This window comes from candidate division KSB1 bacterium, from assembly GCA_034506255.1.
Classification (GTDB): Bacteria; Zhuqueibacterota; Zhuqueibacteria; order Zhuqueibacterales; family Zhuqueibacteraceae; genus Coneutiohabitans; species Coneutiohabitans thermophilus.
The window spans coordinates 183,908-204,456 of the sequence record JAPDPX010000008.1 but is presented as its reverse complement, the minus strand read 5'-3'; the positions used below and the strand labels follow the sequence as shown (position 1 = coordinate 204,456).

At 57.0% G+C, this 20,549-nt stretch carries 14 protein-coding genes and 1 pseudogene; all 15 read right to left on the bottom strand.

Annotated features, from left to right (window positions below; translation table 11 throughout):
• Positions 1-5: 5 nt before the first annotated feature.
• The 15 genes and pseudogenes from uxaC to ONB52_17250 all read right to left on the bottom strand — a co-directional run bounded on the left by uxaC (position 6) and on the right by ONB52_17250 (position 20,496).
• Positions 6-1,427, bottom strand: coding sequence for a glucuronate isomerase (uxaC, locus tag ONB52_17320; GenBank protein MDZ7417896.1), 1,422 nt, complete (start codon positions 1,425-1,427; stop codon positions 6-8).
• 20 nt (positions 1,428-1,447) lie between these two features.
• Entirely contained in the window at positions 1,448-2,740 is a 1,293-nt protein-coding gene (locus ONB52_17315) for a TRAP transporter large permease subunit (protein MDZ7417895.1), read from the bottom strand.
• A gap of 21 nt (positions 2,741-2,761) precedes the next feature.
• Complete coding sequence (locus tag ONB52_17310) at positions 2,762-3,268, bottom strand: TRAP transporter small permease (GenBank protein ID MDZ7417894.1); 507 nt, start codon at positions 3,266-3,268, stop codon at positions 2,762-2,764.
• Positions 3,269-3,270: 2 nt separating this feature from the next.
• Positions 3,271-4,248: a TRAP transporter substrate-binding protein gene (locus ONB52_17305; GenBank protein MDZ7417893.1), complete on the bottom strand. Its 978-nt coding sequence runs from the start codon at positions 4,246-4,248 to the stop codon at positions 3,271-3,273.
• A 452-nt stretch (positions 4,249-4,700) separates the two neighbouring features.
• Positions 4,701-5,462: a 2-dehydro-3-deoxy-D-gluconate 5-dehydrogenase KduD gene (kduD, locus tag ONB52_17300; GenBank protein MDZ7417892.1), complete on the bottom strand. Its 762-nt coding sequence runs from the start codon at positions 5,460-5,462 to the stop codon at positions 4,701-4,703.
• A 20-nt stretch (positions 5,463-5,482) separates the two neighbouring features.
• Positions 5,483-6,313 carry a 5-dehydro-4-deoxy-D-glucuronate isomerase gene (gene kduI, locus ONB52_17295; GenBank protein ID MDZ7417891.1) on the bottom strand — a complete coding sequence of 277 codons (831 nt, stop codon included), beginning with the start codon at positions 6,311-6,313 and terminating at the stop codon, positions 5,483-5,485.
• Between the two features lie 46 nt (positions 6,314-6,359).
• Positions 6,360-7,628 (bottom strand): DUF4861 domain-containing protein, encoded by a 1,269-nt coding sequence (locus ONB52_17290; protein ID MDZ7417890.1) that lies wholly within the window; start codon positions 7,626-7,628, stop codon positions 6,360-6,362.
• Positions 7,629-7,649: 21 nt separating this feature from the next.
• Positions 7,650-9,137, bottom strand: a complete 1,488-nt coding sequence (locus tag ONB52_17285) for a sodium:solute symporter (GenBank protein ID MDZ7417889.1) — start codon at positions 9,135-9,137, stop codon at positions 7,650-7,652.
• 138 nt (positions 9,138-9,275) lie between these two features.
• Entirely contained in the window at positions 9,276-10,502 is a 1,227-nt protein-coding gene (locus tag ONB52_17280; protein MDZ7417888.1) for a glycoside hydrolase family 88 protein, read from the bottom strand.
• 16 nt (positions 10,503-10,518) lie between these two features.
• Positions 10,519-12,210, bottom strand: coding sequence for a glycoside hydrolase family 28 protein (locus tag ONB52_17275; GenBank protein MDZ7417887.1), 1,692 nt, complete (start codon positions 12,208-12,210; stop codon positions 10,519-10,521).
• A 207-nt stretch (positions 12,211-12,417) separates the two neighbouring features.
• Positions 12,418-13,980 (bottom strand): right-handed parallel beta-helix repeat-containing protein, encoded by a 1,563-nt coding sequence (locus ONB52_17270; protein MDZ7417886.1) that lies wholly within the window; start codon positions 13,978-13,980, stop codon positions 12,418-12,420.
• Positions 13,981-13,992: 12 nt separating this feature from the next.
• Positions 13,993-15,084: a pectinesterase family protein gene (locus ONB52_17265; GenBank protein MDZ7417885.1), complete on the bottom strand. Its 1,092-nt coding sequence runs from the start codon at positions 15,082-15,084 to the stop codon at positions 13,993-13,995.
• 569 nt (positions 15,085-15,653) lie between these two features.
• Positions 15,654-17,142 (bottom strand): annotated as a pseudogene (locus tag ONB52_17260) (alpha-N-arabinofuranosidase).
• A gap of 65 nt (positions 17,143-17,207) precedes the next feature.
• Positions 17,208-18,551 (bottom strand): pectate lyase, encoded by a 1,344-nt coding sequence (locus tag ONB52_17255; protein ID MDZ7417884.1) that lies wholly within the window; start codon positions 18,549-18,551, stop codon positions 17,208-17,210.
• A 250-nt stretch (positions 18,552-18,801) separates the two neighbouring features.
• Positions 18,802-20,496: a T9SS type A sorting domain-containing protein gene (locus tag ONB52_17250; GenBank protein MDZ7417883.1), complete on the bottom strand. Its 1,695-nt coding sequence runs from the start codon at positions 20,494-20,496 to the stop codon at positions 18,802-18,804.
• Positions 20,497-20,549: the final 53 nt, after the last annotated feature.

Below are 20,549 nucleotides of genomic sequence, written 5' to 3'. Positions count from 1 at the left end.
ACATATTATCGGCTGAGACCAAAACCAAAATATTCGTTCGCATTGTCAAAGCATATGCCAGCAACCATCTTCCCAACGAGTGGCACATCATTGGGGATTAGACCTTTTTCCATATCCTCGCCGAGCATGTTGCAGAGCAAACGGCGGAAGTAGTCGTGGCGGGGAAAGGAAAGAAAACTGCGGGAGTCGGTGAGCATGCCGATGAAACGGCTCAACAATCCCATATTGGAAAGTGCTTCGAGCTGTTTCTTCATGCCGTCCAGTTGATCGAGAAACCACCAGGCGCTGCCATATTGCATTTTGCCGGCGACGCTGCCATCCTGAAAATTGCCGATCATGGTCGCCATCACCTCGTTGTCGCGCGGATTGAGATTGTATAAAATAGTTTTCGCCAGCTTGTTTTTGTCGTCCAAACGATTCAAGAATTTCGCCAGTGGCCTGGCAACCTCAAAATCGCCGATGGAATCGAATCCCGTGTCCGGTCCGAGCGTGCGGAACATGCGGCTGTTGTTGTTGCGCAGCGCGCCCAGATGAAATTGTTGTGTCCAGCCTCTTTCGTGATACATCAGGCCAAGTTCATACAACATCGCGGATTTGAATTGGAGTATCTCATTGTGATCGAGACGCTTGCCGGCGAGCGCCTTGTCAAAAATATTCTCGATCTCGCTTTCGGTGTAATCTTCTGCATACGCGGTTTCAATGCCGTGATCGGACAGACGGCAGCCCTGCGCATGAAAAAAATCCCGCCGCTTTCTGAGCGCGGCGAGATAATCCGGAAATTTCCTGATGTCAACGTCTGCGGCGGCCGCGAGCTTGTTCACCCATTCGCGAAAGGCAGGGCCATTTTCAATGGCCAGCCCCCTGTCGGGGCGAAATGCCGGCAGCACGCGAATATCGAAACCGGTGTCATGGCGAATACTTTGGTGATATTCCAGGCTGTCGGTCGGATCGTCCGTGGTGCAAATCAGCCGGACATCGAATTGCTGCAGGATGCCGCGAACGGAGAATTCATCCTGCGCGAGCTTGGCGTTGCAAATCTCCCAAATTTCTTTGGCGGTGTCCTTGTTCAAAAGCCTGTCGGAAATGCCAAACGGTCGCTTCAGCTCCATGTGCGTCCAGTGATAAAGCGGATTGCGCAGCGTTGTGGGAACCGTTTCCGCCCACGCGAGAAATTTTTCCCAATCGGAAGCATCGCCGGTGATAAATCTCTCGCTGACGCCGTTGGTTCGCATGGCGCGCCATTTGTAGTGATCGCCGTACAGCCAAATCTGGGTCAGATTCTCGAACTTCTTATTTTCGGCAATCTCTTTCGGCGGGAGATGGCAATGATAGTCGATGATGGGCTGGTCTTTGGCATAATCATGATAAAGCTCGACTGCGGTTTCGTTATGAAGCAAAAAGTTTTCAGTGATGAAAATGTCTTTCATGTTTTTCGTCGTTAAAACATTCAAAAACCGAACCACTTCGGCAATGCCAGACTCAGCTCGGGTATGTACGTTACCAAAATGAGCACCACGATCATGGCGATGAACATCGGGATGAGCGGCTTGAGCACTTTGACAACGGTGGTGTTGGCCACGCCGCAGCCGATGAACAAAACACTGCCCACCGGCGGTGTACACAGGCCGATGCACAAATTCAAAACCATAATGATGCCGAAATGAATGGGATCCATTCCCAGTTTCACCACCACGGGAAGAAAAATGGGGGTAAAGATCAGCACCGCCGGCGTCATGTCCATAAACGTGCCGACGAACAATAGAATCAAGTTGATGATCAACAACAACACGATCTTGTTGTCACTCAACGCAATCAAGGCTTCGCTGACGTTTTGCGGAATGTTTTCATACGACATGATCCACGACATGCCCATTGAAGTGCCGATGAGCAACATGACAATAGCGGTGGTCGCCGCCGAATCGAGCAAAATTTGGGGAAGCTCTTTCCATTTGACCTCGCGATAAATGAGCACGGAGAGAATGAATGTGTACAACACGGCGATGGCAGAGGCTTCCGTGGCGGTAAAATAACCGGCAAGGATTCCTCCCATCACCACGAGCAACAAAGACAAGCTTGGAATCGCCTCAAGGAAACGCATGAATCCTTCTTTAAAGGCGATGCGAGCACCGACCGGATAATTTTTTTTGTGCGCGATAAAGCCCGCAACGATCATCAGCGCCACGCCGACAATGATGCCGGGGAAATAACCCGCGAGAAAAAGCGCGGCAATCGAAACGCCGCCGCTGGCCAGCGAGTAAACAATCAGAATATTGCTGGGCGGAATCAACAAGCCGGTGGTCGAGGAAGTGATGTTGACGACGGCGCTGAAATTTTTGTCGTACCCTTCCTTATTCATCAAGGGCGTCATGAATCCGCCAATTGCCGCCGCCGCCGCTGCCGCCGAACCCGAGACCGCGCCGAACAGCATGCAGGCGAGAATATTCACATAAGCCAATCCGCCGGGCAACATGCCGACCAGGGCTTTGGCGAGATCGATCAGGCGCCGCGCGACGCCACCGCGATTCATCAATTGGCCGGCGAGAATGAAAAACGGAATGGCCAGCAGCGCAAAACTGTCGAGCGCAGTCGCCATGCGTTGCGCCACAGTGGTCAGGGCCGGCATGGCTTGGATGCTCATGAGCATTGTAAACGCGGTCGAGATGCCGAGGCAAAAGGCGATGGGCACGCCAAGCAGAAGCAAAACCATGAAGCTGAGCACGAGAACGAGTATGTCGGTCATATTCGGGCCGGTTCGTATTGGTCAGCGGCTGGAATCTGGCATCGCTTTGCCGTCCAAAAGCATGCGAAGCTGTTCGGCAAAAAAACATGCGGCGTAAAACATGATGATGATGCCGCTCAGCGGCAGCGCCAGGTAAACATAAGCCAGTTTGATTTGCAACGCCGCGGAGATTTGATTCAGTGTGAGCGTGAGATTGACCAGGCGAATGCCGCCAATCATCATGATGGTGAGCGCGAAAAGAAAAGTGCAGAGGTAAATAAACATTTCGGCACAGTGCCGGGATTTCCCGTGCAAATGCGCGGTCAAAATGTCGATGGCGAGATGCATCTTCTGGCTGGCGGCATAAGCGGCGCCGAGCAAGCCAACCCAGATCAACAAATAACGCGCCAATTCTTCGGTGTACGAGCTGGGGTCGCGCAACACGAAACGCGTGAATACCTGCCATGAAACGTTGAGAACCATCGCGCTCATAAGCACGATCACAAGCCATTTCAAAACCTGATCGACGCCGGATCGAAGGCGTTGCATGCTCACCTCACGGCTTTGATTTCTTGAATGAGATTGTAAATTTCCGGCTGGCTGCGGTATTCCTCATAAAGACCGGCCACCTGCTCGGTGAACAGGGTTTTGTCCGGATAAAAAATTTCGACGCCGGCTTTTTGCACCTCGGCGAGCGCGTGCGCCGTGGCTTCCTGCCAGATTTTCTTTTGATATTCGGCGGACTCGTCCACCGCTTCCTGCAGCCATTGCTGCTCCTGGGGCGAGAGAGCATTCCAAACGACCGTGCTGATGACCAGCACATCCGGAACCGAGGAATGCTCATCGAGCGCATAATATTTGCAAACTTCGTAATGCCGCGAAAGATGAAAGCTCGGCGGATTGTTTTCGGCGCCGTCCACCACGCCCTGCTGCAAAGCGGTGTACAACTCGCCCCACGCAATCGGCGTCGGCGAGCCGCCGAGCGCTAACACCATTTTCATCGGGGTGGCGCTCTCTTGCGTGCGAATCTTCAGCCCGGCCAGATCCGCGGGGCGCATAATCGGTCTTGCTTTGGTGTAAAAACTCCGACTGCCGGCGTCGTAGTAGCAAAGTCCGCGCAGAAAAAATTTCTCCGGTGCCTGCAGCAAGCGCATGCCGATTTCGCCTTCCAAAACTTGGAAGCGGTGCGCATCGTCGCGGAATAAATACGGCAGGCTGAAAACTTTGTACGACGGCACGAAACCCTCCATGACGCTGGTTGAAACTTTGGTCATGCCGAGACTGCCGATTTGCAACAGCTCGAGGCATTCGCGTTCGGTTCCCAATTGCGAGCTGGGGTAGACGTCAATGCGGAGTTTGCCGCCGGATTTTTCCAGCGCACGCTCGGCCATGTATTCCATTGCCTTGTGCACGGGATGGCTGGAATCGAGGCCGTGCGCCAGCTTGAGCACCCGCACACGGTTTTCGCGGCCGCAGCCGATGAGGGCAAGAATTCCGATGACGACGATCACATGTGCTTTGCTGTTCATGGAAAATGCAAGATTGAGTTCACACCAGCCAAAAATTTCGGTTGACGTAATGAGCTTGCGGCTGAATGAGTGGAGACGATGCCGCCCAATAATCATTCTGCCTATTATAGTGTTATTCTGGAAAACTATGACGAATGCGAAAATTTTAGGACACAGATTTCCATGGATCAACACGGATAATACCTGCATTTGCGCGGGTCGTGTTGCCCCTACTGTCTGCGATTGAAATCGCAAACTCGAAGCTCAAGTCAACGAAAAGCCGACTTATCACCCGATTGGTGTGCAGCCGCCTTCCGAGGGATTTAGCTTTGAGCCTGAGATTCATTATCAGGCGAAAGGTGGCAAAAAAGGATGTAAAATTCAGGTAATAAATCTGTGCGAATCTGTGTTTATCCGTATCCAATAAAATTTGGTTGCGGCATGAATGCCGCGTTACAATTAAAAGGACCAGTTTAACGGCTCAACCAGCCGCCGTCAACGACCAGCGTGTGGCCGTGCATGTAATTGGAGGCCTCTGATGCCAGGAAAACGATCGCCCCCATTAAATCCTCCGGCGTGCCCCAGCGGCCCGCTGGAATGCGCGCGAGGATTTCGGTGCTGCGTTTGGGATCTTCACGCAGCGCCTTGGTGTTGTCCGTCGCCATGTAACCGGGAGCGATCGCATTCACATTGATGTTGTGGCACGCGAGTTCATTGGCGAAAATACGGGTCAGCCCCATCACGCCGCTTTTCGCAGCAGTGTATGAGGGAACCAGAATGCCGCCCTGGAAGGAAAGCAACGAGGCGACGTTGATGATCTTGCCGCCGCGCTTTTGTCCGACCATCACTTTCGCCACGGCCTGACTGAGAAAAAACAACGTGCGCAGATTGACCTTGATCACCTCGTCCCAATCTTTTTCGGCAAATTCGAGCACCGGCGCGCGGCGAATGATGCCGGCATTGTTCACCAGAATGTCGATCCCGCCCAGCTTTTCGACGGCCGAGTTGACGATGGTCGGAACACAATCTTTATTGCCCAAATCCGCGATGACAGTGACACAACGCCGTCCGAGTTTTTCGATTTCTCGTTGAACCGCCGACATGTCGCTCACCCCGGCGAGCACCAAATCCGCGCCGGCTTCTGCAAGCCCGAGCGCCATGCCGCGGCCCAGCCCTCGCGAAGCGCCGGTGACGATGGCGATTTTGCCGTTGAGCTTGAATTTATCCAGGATCATGTGGAATCCTGCTGGAAAAATCAACGCAACTGCTCCAGGCGCACCGCATCCATGTCCTCGAACGCCTGATTCTCGCCGCCCATGCCCCAGCAAAACGCATACGCGCTCGTGCCGGCGCCGCAGTGTATCGACCAGCTTGGCGAAATCACTGCCTGCCGGTTGGCGATCACGAGATGACGCGTTTCATCAGGCCGGCCCATGAAATGAAAAACGCGTGCATTGTCAGGCACATCGAAATACAAGTAGACTTCCATGCGCCGGGAGTGGGTGTGCGGCGGCATGGTATTCCAGATGGAGCCGCTTTTGAGTTGCGTGAAACCCATCACCAACTGGCAGCTTTCGATGCCGCCGGGATGAATGTATTTGTAAATTGTGCGCTGGTTCGCGCCCTCCGGCGAGCCGAGACGAACCGCATCCGCCTCGGCAAAGCGCATCAGTTCGGTTGGATAACTTTGATGCGCGGGAAAGCTCAAGATGAAAAATGCCGCCGGTTCCGTGTCTTTGTCACTGCCAAAGACAATCTTTTTCGCTCCCCTGCCGATGTAAAGCATGTCGCGATTCGCGAGATCAAAAACTTTTTTATCGACGCTGATTTGCCCCGGCCCCCCGATGTTGAGCACACCAATCTCGCGGCGCTGCGCAAAATAATCTGCCGCCAGTTCTTTGCATGTTGGAAGCAGCAGGTTTTTCCTCACCGGCATCGCTGCAGCGATGACGGCACGATCGATCTCCGAATAAACCAATTGCACGCTGTCAGGCTGAAACAAATTTTCGAGCAGGAATGCCTCTCTCAGCTCGGAAGTCGTCAGACTTTTTGTGCGCACGGGATCTATGGCCGGTAAAATTTTCATTATGCCACTCCTGATCTGTTCCCGGGGAACACGACAGCACCAAATTTTATTCAATTACCAGCGGTGAATTCAATTCCGCCACGGTTTGATTGAGGTAAGTTTCAAACTCTTCGGCGGCTTTAATGCCGTTCGGCTCCTGCTCCCAGGCGGCCAGAAAATAGTAAGTCAGTTGACCGTTTGCCGGCTTGAACACGACCACGTGGCTGTATTGATCGCCTCTCACTTCGATCAAGTCATGCTTGCGATACAACACTGCCAGGCCGAGCTTGTCATTCGCCAAACTTTGTTTGCCGTAAGTTGCCAAATACGCCCAGCCTGCATGCGAGGGCGGCGAAGCCAACAGCCTGGTGCTGTCAAACTTGACGATGCCCGTACACAAATTCTCTGGATTGCCGGAAATCTCGACAGCGTGTTTGGTCAAACGACTGCCGGCTGTGATGGCCAGATTTGAAACGACATTGTAACGGCCGCCGCCGGCCTTCCAGCCAAAATACTTTGTCTGAATTTGCGAGTACACGGCGCCGTTGGCAATGATCGCACAGGTCACGCTGTCGGTGTGGGCGATGCGCTGCGCCTTGCCCGCGTGCCACATCGCGAGCGAGCCAATCCCCAGGGATTCACCCACCTTTAAAATGTCCATGCCCCAATCCGACATCTCGTGATAAGAATCGAAGCCATCCTGCCCGACGTTTTGCAAAACCATTGACGGCGTTTTTTTGCCGAAAATATCGATGGCATTGCGCCAGTCGAGATAGAAGCGATAGCCGATTTTGTCCGACTCCCAGCCCGGGCCCTCGTAGCGAATGTAGAAGGAATGATCGGTGTGTTCAGATGGCACGCGCAGGTATTGCACGTTCTGAAAGGTGCCGCCTTCGTATTTGCGATTGACGAACTTGCCGCCCACCTTGTGGGAAAGTTCCGCTTGTGTCCGTTTGGGATAGGCGTGCTGCAACACGCCGGACTTCGCATAGCGCACGGTCAATGTTTTCGTCTCGTAAGGCGCAAAATCGGCAACGCAGACGATTTGATCGGCGCTGCCGTTACCGTCGCCATCAACAGCTTGACCCGCCAGCTCGCCGTCCTGTGACAATACGACAAAAGCCCCGGGGTTGAACGCCGGCGCTTTGGCTTTGAGCTGCACCATATCGAAAACAATCCCGGTCTGCAGACGCGCAAACCCCGCCGGATTTTTTACGGAGATAGCGAGGGTTTCGGGATAAGCCTGCGCATGGACAGCGCCGACCTCCCTCCACTGCGAGTATCCGGGGAAAATCGCCACCAGCGTCATCATCGCAAATATTCGTAGAGACAGCATGACTCGATCCTCGCCATTGGTTTAGGAAAAATTTTCGATCAGCTTCACCGGTGTGTCAACGGCGAGGCGGAAGAATCCGAGCGCGAAACCAGTGAGCAGCGCCGCCGGACAGCCTTTGGCATTCAAACGTTTGTTGAAAACACCGAGAAAGAAAACCACAAAAATCGGGGGTGCGAGATAGGCCTGGACTCCCTGCAGATAATCGTAGAGGCCCTTGCCGCCTTGAATCACCGGAATCCCAAGAAAGCCGATCAGGACCATGACCGCGGTCGCGACTCTGCCCATCCACACCAGTTGGTGCTGGGTGGCTTGCGGCCGCAATCTGGCATAAAAGTCCATCGTGAACAGCGTGGAGGAGGCATTGAAGACACCGGCAAGCGAGCTCATCAACGCGGCCAGCAGACCGGCCACCATGAGGCCGCGCACGCCGATGGGCAGCACATGGGCCACCAGCAGGGGGAATGTTTTCTGGGCGTTGTCGCGCAACAGCACGCCGCCGCTGTCGAAGAGTTGCGCGCGTAAGGCGGGAATTTTTCCACTTTGCGCCAGCGCGAAACAAATGAGGCCGGAAATGATGAAGATGAAAACCGGCAGCAGCTTGAAAAAGGCGGCGATGATCGTGCCGCGGCGGGCTTCCGTTTCGTTGGGTGCGCCCAGTGCGCGCTGCACGATGTATTGATCGGTGGTCCAATACCACAGGCCGATGATCGGCGCGCAAAACAACATGCCGGGCCAGGGAAAGGCGTCATTGAAATACCAGGCGATGCGGCCCGTTTCCCGCACCGGCGCCCAGGTGCTTTCCAGCCCTGCCGGCACCAGCGGTTTCCACAGGTTGAACATCTCCGGTCCGGCAATCGCACGCAGCTCGCTCCATCCGCCCAGGGCTTGCAGGCCCAAAATGGTCACCAGCGCCGACCCCAGAATGAAAATAATCGTCTGCAGCGCCTCGGTGTAGGCCACGGCACGCATGCCGCCGAAGATGGTGTAAAGGCCGGTGAGCACGATCACCAAAATGGAGCCTGTCCAAAAACTGTTGCAGCCCTTGAATTCGAGATCCGGCAGCAACACACTGAAGACAATGCCACCGGCAAAAATGCCGACGGCAATTTTGGTCAGCACATAGGCCACCAGGGAAATGAGCGAAAACAGCGTGCGCGCCGCCGGGGAGAAACGCCGCTCCAGAAACTCCGGCATGGTGAAAATTTTGGCGCGCAAGTAAAAGGGAATCATCACCCAGCCCAGCCCCAGCAAACACCAGGCATGCAGTTCATAATGCGCCATCACCACGCCGTCGGTGGCGCCCGTACCGGCCAGGCCCACAAGATGTTCGGAGCTGATGTTGGAGGCGAAGATGGAAGCCCCGATCATGAACGCGCCGAGATGGCGGCTGGCCAGGAAATAATCGGCGGGCGTGTCCTGCCGTTGTTTGCTGACCCACCAGGCCACGCCAAGAATGAGGAGAAAATAACCGGCAATAACCACCCAGTCGAGGGCATAGAGTGCGGTCATATTCTCTGCTTTCGTTGAATGGTTCGCTGCAATCTCTATCCCCGAAACGGGATTCTGCACGGCGGCGGCACCCGCAAAACACGCGGCGACAAGGCACATGCCGGTCGCGACCGCGTCCGCGTGATCGACAGCGTTTTCTCACCTGGCTTGTTGCAACCGCTCCATTTCCACGCTGGCCATCAGGAATGGGCCCACGCCCTTGAGATCATTGCTCACAACCGGCGTGCTGATGTAGTACTCATAAGAGCCGTCCCGATAAGGCTTGCCGCCAAGTCCGGCAACCTGACAAATCTGTGTGAGCGTGACCAGACCGTCCGGTTCCACCTTGATGAAGTTCGCAAGGATGCCGCGATAACCTTTTTCCGCCACGGCCAAATAGGAGGATTCAAGATAGCCATTGCGCACCGCTTTGGCAAGGGCGTAGACAAACATTGCCGAGGCCGAGGCTTCGGGGAAATTGCCGTCACGGCTGCCCTGATCCAGCACTTGATACCACAGGCCGGTCTTCTCATCCTGGTATTTTTGCACCCCCCGAGCCACCCGGCGAAGGATGGCAAGAATTTCGGCCCGTTTGGGATGATCCTGTGGAAAGTGATCAAGCACATCGACGATGCCCATGGCATACCATCCCAGTGCACGACCCCAAAAATTCGGTGAGCAGCCCGTGACCGGATCAGCCCATTTTTGCTGGCGACTTTCGTCCCAGCCGTGATAAAACAGGCCGGCGGTGGAATCGTAGGTGTGGCGCGCCACCAGGATGATCTGGAGTGCAACATCATCAAAGGCAGCGGGGCGGTCGAATCTCCCGGCATACTCGGCATAAAACGGCGCGGCCATGTAAATGCCATCGAGCCACATTTGCCAGGGATAGATCTTCTTGTGCCAGAAGCCGCCCGCCTTGGTACGCGGTTGCGTTTCAAGCTGCTTCATGGCCAAAGCGGCGGCCTTTTTGTACTTTTCCTCGCGCGTGACATTATAGAGCAGCAACAGAATCTTGCCGGGGTTCAGGTGGTCGAGGTTGTATTCCGCCAGCGTGTAGGTTTTGATGCTGCCATCCGGTCCGACATAGGAGTCGGCGAAAGCCTTGATGTAGTCGAAATATTTTTGCCTGCCCGTCTGCTGCCAGACGTGCTCCAGTCCCTTCATGAAAACGGCAGTTTCATAGACCCATGAGGTCTTCGCGCTGTCATGGAACAAGAACGAATCACCGCGGCGTTGCATTTCCGAATCAGCCATGCGAACAGACCATGGCAAATCCTGCGCCGCTGGCCGATGCTGGCGCGGCACCCGGCCCTGGCCGGAAAGAAAGACGACCATCACCACCAGCAGGAAGCGGTGCCATATCTTTTGATTGACGTTGGTCATTTGCTTCGAGCCCTGTTCAATTTCCCCACTGCACAGCGCGGGGATTCACTTCCGGTGCCATTTTGACCCGCTTCTTCACTTCTGCCAGATTGGGTGTGTGAAACTGGATGCCGGCCGTCTTGCCACCGGAAAGGGACAAAACCGTGGCGGTCTCCGCTGCAAAACGCGGGTTTTCGACGAGAACGTTGGTGCTGTTGTGAAACGCCAGCGCCGGGCCGCGCTGCGGCAGAATTGCAACATTGATCAGGTTCACATGATCTGCATTGACAGCGGACAACCCCTGTTGCGCGCTGATGGAAATATCCCGCAGGGTCAGATGCCGCAGCGGCATTTCCGGCAGACCGTGCAATTCCACCGCCTGTCCCGCGCCACGGACCGTCACTTCGCTGATGGAGATATTGCGGAACAGCGGCGTGGCTTCCGTCACCGGCATGGCCGCCTCCACCGCGAAACCGGCATCCCAACCGGGATCGGGAATGGGCGCCTGCCCGCTGTAGAACATGTTGAAAGTAATCGCCGCCGCGGGTATGTCCTTCATGAGAAGGCGTTTGATGTGAATGTTCTCGACAATGCCGCCGCGGCCGCGTGTGCTTTTGAAGCGCAGGCCGGTGGCGGTGCCCATGAAAACGCAATCGCGAATTTCGACGGTGCGCACGCCGCCGGACATTTCGCTGCCAATCACGAAGCCGCCGTGGCCGGCATAAACCCGGCAATCGTAAATCAACACATTTTCCGTGGGCATGCCGCGCCGGCGGCCGGCCTCGTCGCGTCCGGACTTCAGGCAGATCGCATCGTCCCCGACATCGAAAGTGCAGTTGTACACCACGACATTGCGGCAGGATTCCAAATCCAGCCCGTCACCGTTTTGTGAATACCACGGATTCCGGACAGTGACATTGCGGAGGGTAATATCCGTACTCATCAGCGGATGCAAATTCCACGCGCCCGAGTTTTGAAAAGTCGGTCCATCGATCAGGATCCTGCTGCACCGGTACAATTGCACCAGCACCGGCCGCAGAAAGTCACGCACCTTTTCATAATCGGCGCGTTGCGGCTGCCTGCCGCTTTGGCGAATAGCCGTGAGGAAGGCCTCGCCGTCCCGTGCCGCTTCGGAGGGCCACCAGGTCGTACCCTTGTCATCGAGCACACCGCCGGAAGCGAGCAAATCCTGCCACTGCCGCTCGGTCATTTTGAATTTTTTCACCGGACGCCATACTTCACCAGCACCGTCGAAGACGCCGGCGCCGGTGAGAGCGATGTTTTCGAGATCCCTGCCGTAGATTGCGGCCATGCAGCGATACTCCGGCCGGCCTTCGAACCAGGTGTCAACCAGGGGATAGTCGTCACGGTTTCGGCTGAAGCTCACCAGCGCGCCTTTTTCGACATGCAGCTCGATGTTACTCGCCAGTTGGATCGGGCCGGTCAACCACAGCCCCGCCGGAATCACAACCCGGCCGCCACCGGCCTGTGCGCATGCGGCAATCGCCCGGGCGATGGCTTCCGTATTCATGGTTTTGCCGTCACCCACCGCACCATACTCCACAATGTTGACGGTCCGGTTCGGAAAGGAAGGCAATGGGACTTCGGGAAAATGAGATGCCGTCTGGCCGGCCGCGTTGCCGAATTGCAACAACAGGGAAAAGACGGCCGGGCGCAACAGAGAAAACAGCATCGTAACAGCGGGGCCGTGCAGAGGGGAGATTTTCATCAGGTCAACCCGGTTTTTTTATTTGGCAAAAACTCGTGGCAAGATGCCCGGGAAGCAGGGGCGCCCGCAACAAAAGATTGCTTCATTCCGGCCTGCGCGTCTGACTTTTGCAACCGGGCAGTCGCGACCGTGCTGCGCCGGGCATGCTGCTCTCTGTCCGGGCACCGAGATACCGCATGCGAGGCATGCCCTTCAGTACCCGGGTCGTTATTCCCTCCGTGGGAACGGCCCTTCTCGGGCACGGAACGATCTCATCACCATCATCTTTTTCGTTTGTATCAGGCTTCCGGCGGCGAGCCTGCAAAAGTAAATACCACCGGGCAGATTTTGCGCGTTGAACTGCAGCTCGTAACGGCCGGCAGCTTTTGCCTCATTCATGAGTTGCATGACTTCCCGGCCGAGGATATCGTAGACGCTGATTTTGACATGGGCACTGCCGGGCACCTCGTATTCTATCATCGTCATCGAATGAAATGGGTTCGGGTGATTCTGATGCAACCGAAACTCCGCCGGTGTGAATTTTTCATTTGCGACGGCGGTGCCGAAATCACTTTCGAAGGCGCCGAGATCGGGCGCCCGGCCTTTGAACGGCCGGCCGAGATCCACGCCGGCATCGATCAAATCACTGCCGGCGGCGAGGTGCAGGAAGGGCATCGCCGGCAGGCTGCCGTCGGCGCGGCGCGGCAGGGCGGCCGGTGCGGGATCGAGATCCGCGAAATCCGCCGCGGTCACCACGAAGGGGCTCATCCAACTGTTGGCGGCCTGCACGGCAAAGCTTCCCAACTCCACCCGGCCGGCAAAAGACACGCAGTTCTTCACCGTCAGGGTCTGTCCGGGGGCAAGCGCCCGGGAAAGGCTGTAATTAGCTTCACGGTTGTTATAGCCGGTGCACTGAAGCAGGGTCATGGAGCCGGCGTTGTTGTTTTGATCGAAGCCCTTTTGCTTGTTGTTGAATGCAAGGCAATTGATCAGGACGACATGATGCCGCAACTGCCCGCTGTTGCTGTTGTCGCCGCCGCCCAGTTTGAAACCGTTGCCGTTGGCTTGCGGGCCGGGGTCGGTGCCGTCCTTGAGATAGCCGTTGCCCCACGTCCAGCAGTTTTCCAGGATCGTGCTCACGTTGTCGGCACCGCGCAAATAGCCATCCCAGCCGTCATCCGCATTTCCCCAGGCGCGACAACCTTGGAAAACATTCCCTGAGCCCACGGTGAGTTTGGGCGCGAAACCATCGGCATCCGCGTAATCGGGCGGATCGGCATTGTAATAGGAATCGCAATTGCTGATGCGATTGTCGGCCGCGCCGTTGCTCAATTGCAGGCCGCTGTCCCGGTTTTCAAAAAAGGCGCAGTTTTCGATGAGATTGTTGGTGCCGCCATCGATCTCCATGCCGTTGTCGCCCGCGCCTTTAATCTGCAAGCCGTGCAGGTGCCAGTAACTGGCGCGCAGGCTGATGCCCCTGGCGCCGCCGGGCTGCGCGGAGAAATCGAGCAGGGGTGTTTCATTCGGAAATGCCGTCAACGTGACCCATTGGCCTGCGGTTCCGCTTTTTGCCGCCGGGATCATGATCGTGGCCGTCAGGGCATACCTGCCGCCGCGCACATAAATCGTATCACCCGGTATGATTTCAGCGATCGCCCGGCTGATCGTTTGAAATGGCCGGGCCAGGGTTCCAGGATTGGCATCATTGCCGTCCGTGGCCACGTATTTCTGCGCCCGCAACGGCAGCCCCCCAACAAAAAGTGCGAAACAAAGAAAAGCTTTTTTGCTCACGACCCGGCCCTTTCACAATCCCTGCTTCGAACAAACGGGCTGCCAACCGTTGAGAACGTGTGCGGCAGTGTAATAGGCCGCCTCTTTTTCGTTGAGTGTGGGTCGCCGGGCGCTCTTGATTGCGCCCGGGCCGTGGCTTTCAAATTCGAAAAAGCGCGAGTCGGGCTTCACTTCAAACCAGAGGCGCTGCCCGGTGGAATCCCGGATGGAAATGGGGGCATAGCCCTCCGCACCAAGATGATCATCCATGAAGCAACGGATAAAAACGGCGCTGCCTTCCACACGCGGATCGCCGGCAGGATGCCAGGGCCGGCCGAGGCAAACCGAGCCCCCGGGCAATGCCGGCGTTTCCTTCAGCAGGCGGCAATGCAGGAAGAGGAAGCCATAGGGAAACGCGGCCGCGGTGCTGGGGGCGGTGACAAAACCGGTGGGCAGCCTGCCCGGTCGGTCGCGCGAAACAATCTCACAGTTTTCAAAAACTGCCTGGCCCGCGCCGAAGATGAAATCCACGTGACCGAGAATGCGGCAGGCGTGGAAGTAGTGTCGTCCGGCATCCGCAAACAGCGTGTCTTGAAAGCCTTTGATCACGCAATTGCAAAACACGGCGCGGTCGCTGCCGGTGGTCGTCATGAGGGCAACAGCCTGCGGGTTTTGAACTTTGGCGGGATCATCCTCCGCTCTGGCGGCATTGGCGGGATAGTCGAAGCCGTTCGCGATGGTGAGATTCTCGGCGCGAAAATCGGGCGCTGCGATCTGCAGCGTGAAGCTGCCCTGCATTCCCAGCCTGCCGCCGTTTGGCGCCGGCGTGTCGCTGCAATCCGCGTGGCTGATGATCGTGCTGTCACGGTTCTCGCCGAGGAAATGCACGAATGGCCGGTCGACAATCAGTTTCTCGTCGTAGCGTCCCTGCTTGATGAAAATGAGGAAAGGCCGGTCATTGTTCGCCGGCACGGCGAGCAGTGCTGCGCCAATGGTGGCGAAGTGCGGCACACCGTTCACCCGCCTCCCGGGTTCGCCGGAGTAGCCGGCATCAACAATGGCGTGTTGCGCCCCGGCAAGCGTGGCAAGCGCGCCGCAAAGCATCGTTACAGCACGAAGAATCACGGCAACTCCCTCCCGGCGTGGGCCAACCACAACCAAAAACAAAATCTCCAGCGGGTAAAAGAACCCGACTGTTGAAGTTTTTCCGTTGGTTTTTGTATCAGTTGGAAAAATCTTTGCTGTTTTACCTGAATTTTGCATTCAGATTGATCCCTCCGCGAGGAACGCCGATTGGATCGCGACCGCCGACTACCTAAAGGGTGGTGCATAGAAAATTTTGCGGGCAGCTTTGCTGTCAACTCCGGTGGGAGTGAACTGTTTTTAGTGAAGCTGCTTCTTGCATTTCACTCTGTGAGGAGTGACCTGTTTGGTTCTCCTCGAAAAAACCGCGCCGAATCATGGGAAATTCTACAGGCCACTCCGGACGGAGTTTAAAGACCCGCAAGATTGCCCTGTCTACAAACAGTTCACTCCTTACGGAGTTTTGTGAACAGGCCATTTTCCTTCAGGTCACAGCAAGCCGGCATGCAAAATTCAGGTTTTACACAGATTCAACCCGCAAGAGATTAAAAGCGGAAAACCTGCGGGCAACGGCACGGCGCCCCGGAGCCGGTGCCCACCTCCCCGCGGCACTACTCGACCTCCACCACCACGGACTTGGCCGGCACAGTGATCGCACGCATATTGTTGCGCAGCGCGAGCCGGTTGCAAGCAGTGATCCTCACATTCCCGAGTTGGGTGAGGGTGTTGTGCGCCTGCAGGTGTGGTGCGGTCAGCATCCTGCCGGAGGCCCGCACAGTCTGCATGCCGCGCAACTCGCAATCCAGAGGCAAATCCCTGTGCGCATGCACATTCACAACGCTGATATGAAGGCTGCCATCCGGCGCGCACGAGCATGAAGCGCTCAATGCCGGGATGCTCTTGCCATGATGTTCGTAGGTTTCCGTTTGCAGTTGGGCCGGCAGGAGCCGCGCATCCTGATGCACTTTGTAGAGATCGAAAACGTGACAGGTCGGCGTCAGAATTATTTTCTCCCTGTCGTTCAGAATCATCGCCTGCAGCACGTTCACCGTCTGTGCGATATTGGCCATGCGGATACGGTCGCCATATTTGTGGAAAATGTTGAATGTGAGTGCGGCAGCAAAGGCGTCGCGCAGTGTGTTTGGTTGGTAAGGGAAAGCCGGTGGCGAACCCGGTTCGACATCGTGCCAGACGCCCCATTCGTCCACCACCAGGGCGATGTGTTTTTCGGGATCGTGGCGATCCATGATTTTGAGGTGGCCAGCCAGCAGCTCCTCCAGCGCCAAAACGGATTCGATCAGGGGGGAATAGTCGTGCTTGTCGAACACGGTGACGGATTTCTTTTTCTCCCATGTGCCATTGACAAAATAATGGTGCAGCGACAAACCGTGCATCAGACCCTATCTGACCTTTTTCATCAGGACTTCGGTCGAGTTGAAATCGCCGTCCCCGTCACCGCCGGCAATTTTGAAAAGCTGATTGTCGCCATAATTGCGGCAGTAGGTGGCCTAGCGGTTGTACAGCTCGGCATCAAACTCCGCGGTCATGTTGCCGCCACAGCCCCAGTTCTCGTTGGCCACACCCCAGTATTTCACCTGCCATGGTTGGTCGCGGCCGTTCTTGCGCCGCAGCTCGGCCATCGGGCTCACGCCGTCAAAGGTGATGTACTCCACCCACTTCGACATCTCTTCCACCGTGCCGCAGCCGAGATTGCCGCAAAGGTAAGGCTCCGCGCCCAGTTGCTCGCACAGATCGAGAAACTCATGGGCGCCAAAACTGGCGTCCTCGGTCACCCCGCCCCCAGTGGGTGTTGATCATTGTGGGTCGCTGTCTGCGCGGACCGATGCCGTCTCGCCAGTGATATTCATCCGCAAAACAACCGCCCGGCCAGCGCAGATTGGGCACTTTGATATGCTTCAGAGCCGCAACCACGTCGTTGCGAATGCCACGCGTGTTGGGAATGGACGAGTTGTCACCCACCCATATGCCCTCATAAATGCCCCGTCCAAGAAGCTCGCTGAACTGCCCATAAATGGGCCGGCTGCTGACAAACCGGGCGGAATCGGCATGCACAACGAGCTGGTTCCGGCGTGCGGTCATGCCCGTCTAATTGAAAACAAGGGAGGGAGTGAAGCAAAGCAGGGTGAAAACTGGCATCAGGGTTTTCATCGGATTTCCCTGTCAAGACTTGCCGTGCTGTCTGTTGCCGTGCAATCACCGCCGGGCAGCGCCAGACTGTTCAAATACTCTTCAAGATTGGTGTAGCCGTCGCCATTGTAATCGCCGTTGCGATCCTCCGGATTGCCTGGATCGAGGCCATGGCGGCGCTCCCAGGCGTCAGCCATGCCATCATGATCATCATCCGGGGGCGCCGGCGCCGGGCGCAGCACCGGCCAGCCGCCCACCTCGTTTTGTGAATCAATCAGACCCAGCCCGGCACGGCCAAAGCTTGCAGTGCCGCTGCGGACCTCCGCGACGATGCGTGCATCGATTGTGTCACGCCTGGGGAGTATGGCGCCGGCACAGGCCAACACCAGCGCAAAAGCCTCCCCGGCCGAATGCGTGACGACCGGCGCAGCGGGATGGGGTGCATCAACCTGGCCCGCATCCGCGAAGCGGCCCTGCACGCCGGTCCGGTTGTCGGCGGTGACCGCGGGGAAACCGTGGACGAAGTTGCCCGCCACATACCAGCGTCCGCGCGCATCATAGGGCTCAACGATGCGGTTTTTCGTATCCCCGGTTGCCGGGCCGAATTTGTAATAATTCGCGATGAGATTGTGCCTGCCGCCCTCGCCGCCATAAGCGCTGTTTTCCCCCCAGTTGTAAATCACATTGTTGCGGAAATCGACCAGTTCCCTCTCCGGCTCGCCATGCGTGCGGCTGCCGTTGAAGCGCGGGGTGCGGTTGGCATGATGCGCGAGCAGGTTGTGATGAAACGTCACGCCTTTGCCGCCCCAAATGCCGCCATAACCGTGCGGCCCCTTGTGGTGATACGACTCATTCAGGCTTTCGCTGATCAAACACCATTGCATCGTGGCATTTTCATTGTCATAAAAGGAAGCGACCTCGTCGATGCCCCAGCTCATCGAGCAATGATCAAGCATGATGTTTCTCCGGCCGAGGCACGAGACCGCATCTTCCGGCAGCCGGCGGACATCGCCCAGACGCATGCGCAGAAAGCGGATGATGACGTTGTCGGCGGCGATGATCAGCGGCTGATCCTTCAGGCAGATGCCGTCGCCCGGCGCCGTTTGTCCGGCAATGGTGAGATCGCCGTTCGTGATTCGCAGCGGCGAGCGCAGGGCGATGGTGCCGGAAACGCGGAAGACAATGGTTCTGGCGCCCCGCGCCGCCACTGCCGCACGCAGGCTGCCCTCGCCGCTGTCCTGCAAATTGGTGACAGTGAGGACTTGGCCGCCGCGGCCGCCGCTGGTGAAGCGGCCAAAACCCTCAGCTCCCGGAAAGGCCGGAGGCTGCGCCAGGCCGGCCGCCGGCAGGATTGCGAGCATCACAACCATCCGCCGCGCAGCAGTGTGTCCGCGCATCCCGAACGAAAGGAAGCGCGCGGCACACGCCGCAAGCGCCAAACGGCAACACAGCAACGGTTGCAGGCGGCGGGCAGCCGACAGCGGTGTGAAGGTCATCGTGGTGAATGAAACAACCATGCGGTGCACGGCGGCTGCGTTTCTCCCGGCAAAAACTTCGCCGGCCGGCTGCTTGCGGCAGCCGGCCAGACAAGCGAAGGGAGGTCAATGGGTCTTATTTCATCACGATCATCTTGCGCGTTTGTGCGAAGGCGCCGGCTTGCAATTTGTAGAAGTAAATGCCGGAGGGCACATGCCGCGCATCCCAGACGTACTCATGCCGGCCTGCGGGCAACCTGCCGTGGATCAACGTGGCGATTTTCCGGCCGAGCGCATTGTAAATCTCCAGTTTCACTTCGCCGGCCCGAGCGAGCGTGAAGCTGAGATGGGTCGAGGGGTTAAATGGATTGGGATAATTCTGGCGCAACTCATAGGTCGCGCCGGCCGGGTGCGCCCTGTCCGCCACCGCCAGATTAATGCCCTGCTCCCATTTTGCCTTCAGCTCGGGATACCAGTTCAAATCGCCCGCGGGATAACCGTTTTGCGCGCCGGTGAAGGCTGGCGACGAGGTGTCATAGGTGGCATCCAGTTCGTCACGATAATACTCGATCGGGCGGCGGTCATAATCATCGGTGTTGCGATTGAAGGCGGCGCTCGGTGTGTTCTTCGTGCGGTTGCCGCCGGTCGGGCTTTCATACCAGCGCATCATGTTGGTCATCAGCCGCGGGGTGTTGCCCAGCTTGAGAGAGACCATGGTGAAAGCCTTCACCGAATCGGCGCCCAGCCGGCTGTTGATGTGATAGGAAAGCGGGGAGCCCGGCGGAAAGCCGAAATTGTTGAGGAAAGCCCAACCCGAATCGCTGATGGTGTAGTAGTTGTTGCTCACCTGCCACCGGGTGGTGGTATTCGGCGCGGTGAAAATCCAGGTGATGCGGTTTCTGCCGTTGGGATAAATTTCGCCGGTGTTGGCCCACTCCGCCGCACGGGTGGCATCGGTGGAATCTTCGCCGAGCGCGAAGGCATCGACAAACAGGTTGTTGGTGATGATGATCTCCGCACCGACGTTGCCGAGCGACAGCAGTCCGTGAAAGCCCATGCCGTTGATGAAGGTGTTGTGATCGATCAGACCGTATTTGATTTCGCCGGTGCCGGCCTGCGGATTGGCGAAATTATAATGCCGGATGGCGCGATCCTGGAAATTGACGAAGGTGTTGTTGACCACGATCAGAGAGTCGCACGCGGCCTCGCGCAAATCGATGCCCTTGCCGGCGCCAAGATTGGAGGTGGTCAACGCACCCATGTTCGCAAAGATTGAATTCTTGATGGAAACTTTCGTGGTGTTGAAACCGGTGCGCACATGCTGGCCGTTGATGTTGGAGAACACCACACCGTCAATCACGATGGAGGAGCCCACCGCCGTGGTGTTGATCAAGCCGCCCTGCACCCCGTCCACGCGATCCGGTTCGGGTTCATAAAAACCGGCAATGCAAATATCCCTGATCTCCAAATGGCCGCCATTCAACACCACGAAATTGCCCGGGGGCCTGGTTGGATTCTGCCCGGTTCCGGTCTCCCACAAATAGACGATCGGCTTCTTGCCGCTGCCGGCGGCAGCACGCAACCGCAGCGTCTGGCCCGCCGGAACCGTGACCGTTGCATTGTGCAGGTAGATGCCATCCCGCTGCAACTCATAAACGCGGTTGGCCTTGAAGCCGCCGGCCGCGGCGGTGTCCGCCAAAATTTGTCTGTTGAGGTGGGTGGCCGCCGTGCCGTCCGTGGGGATGAGGGGAATGACGGTCTCCTGGCCGGGAAGCGACCCAGCCAGCAGCAGCACCGCAATGAGAATCGCCTGCAATCTCGACCAACGCATGGGAGCCTCCTCTTGTGGATTTGGGGTAAAGAGAACTGCGTGTTACGCAAGCA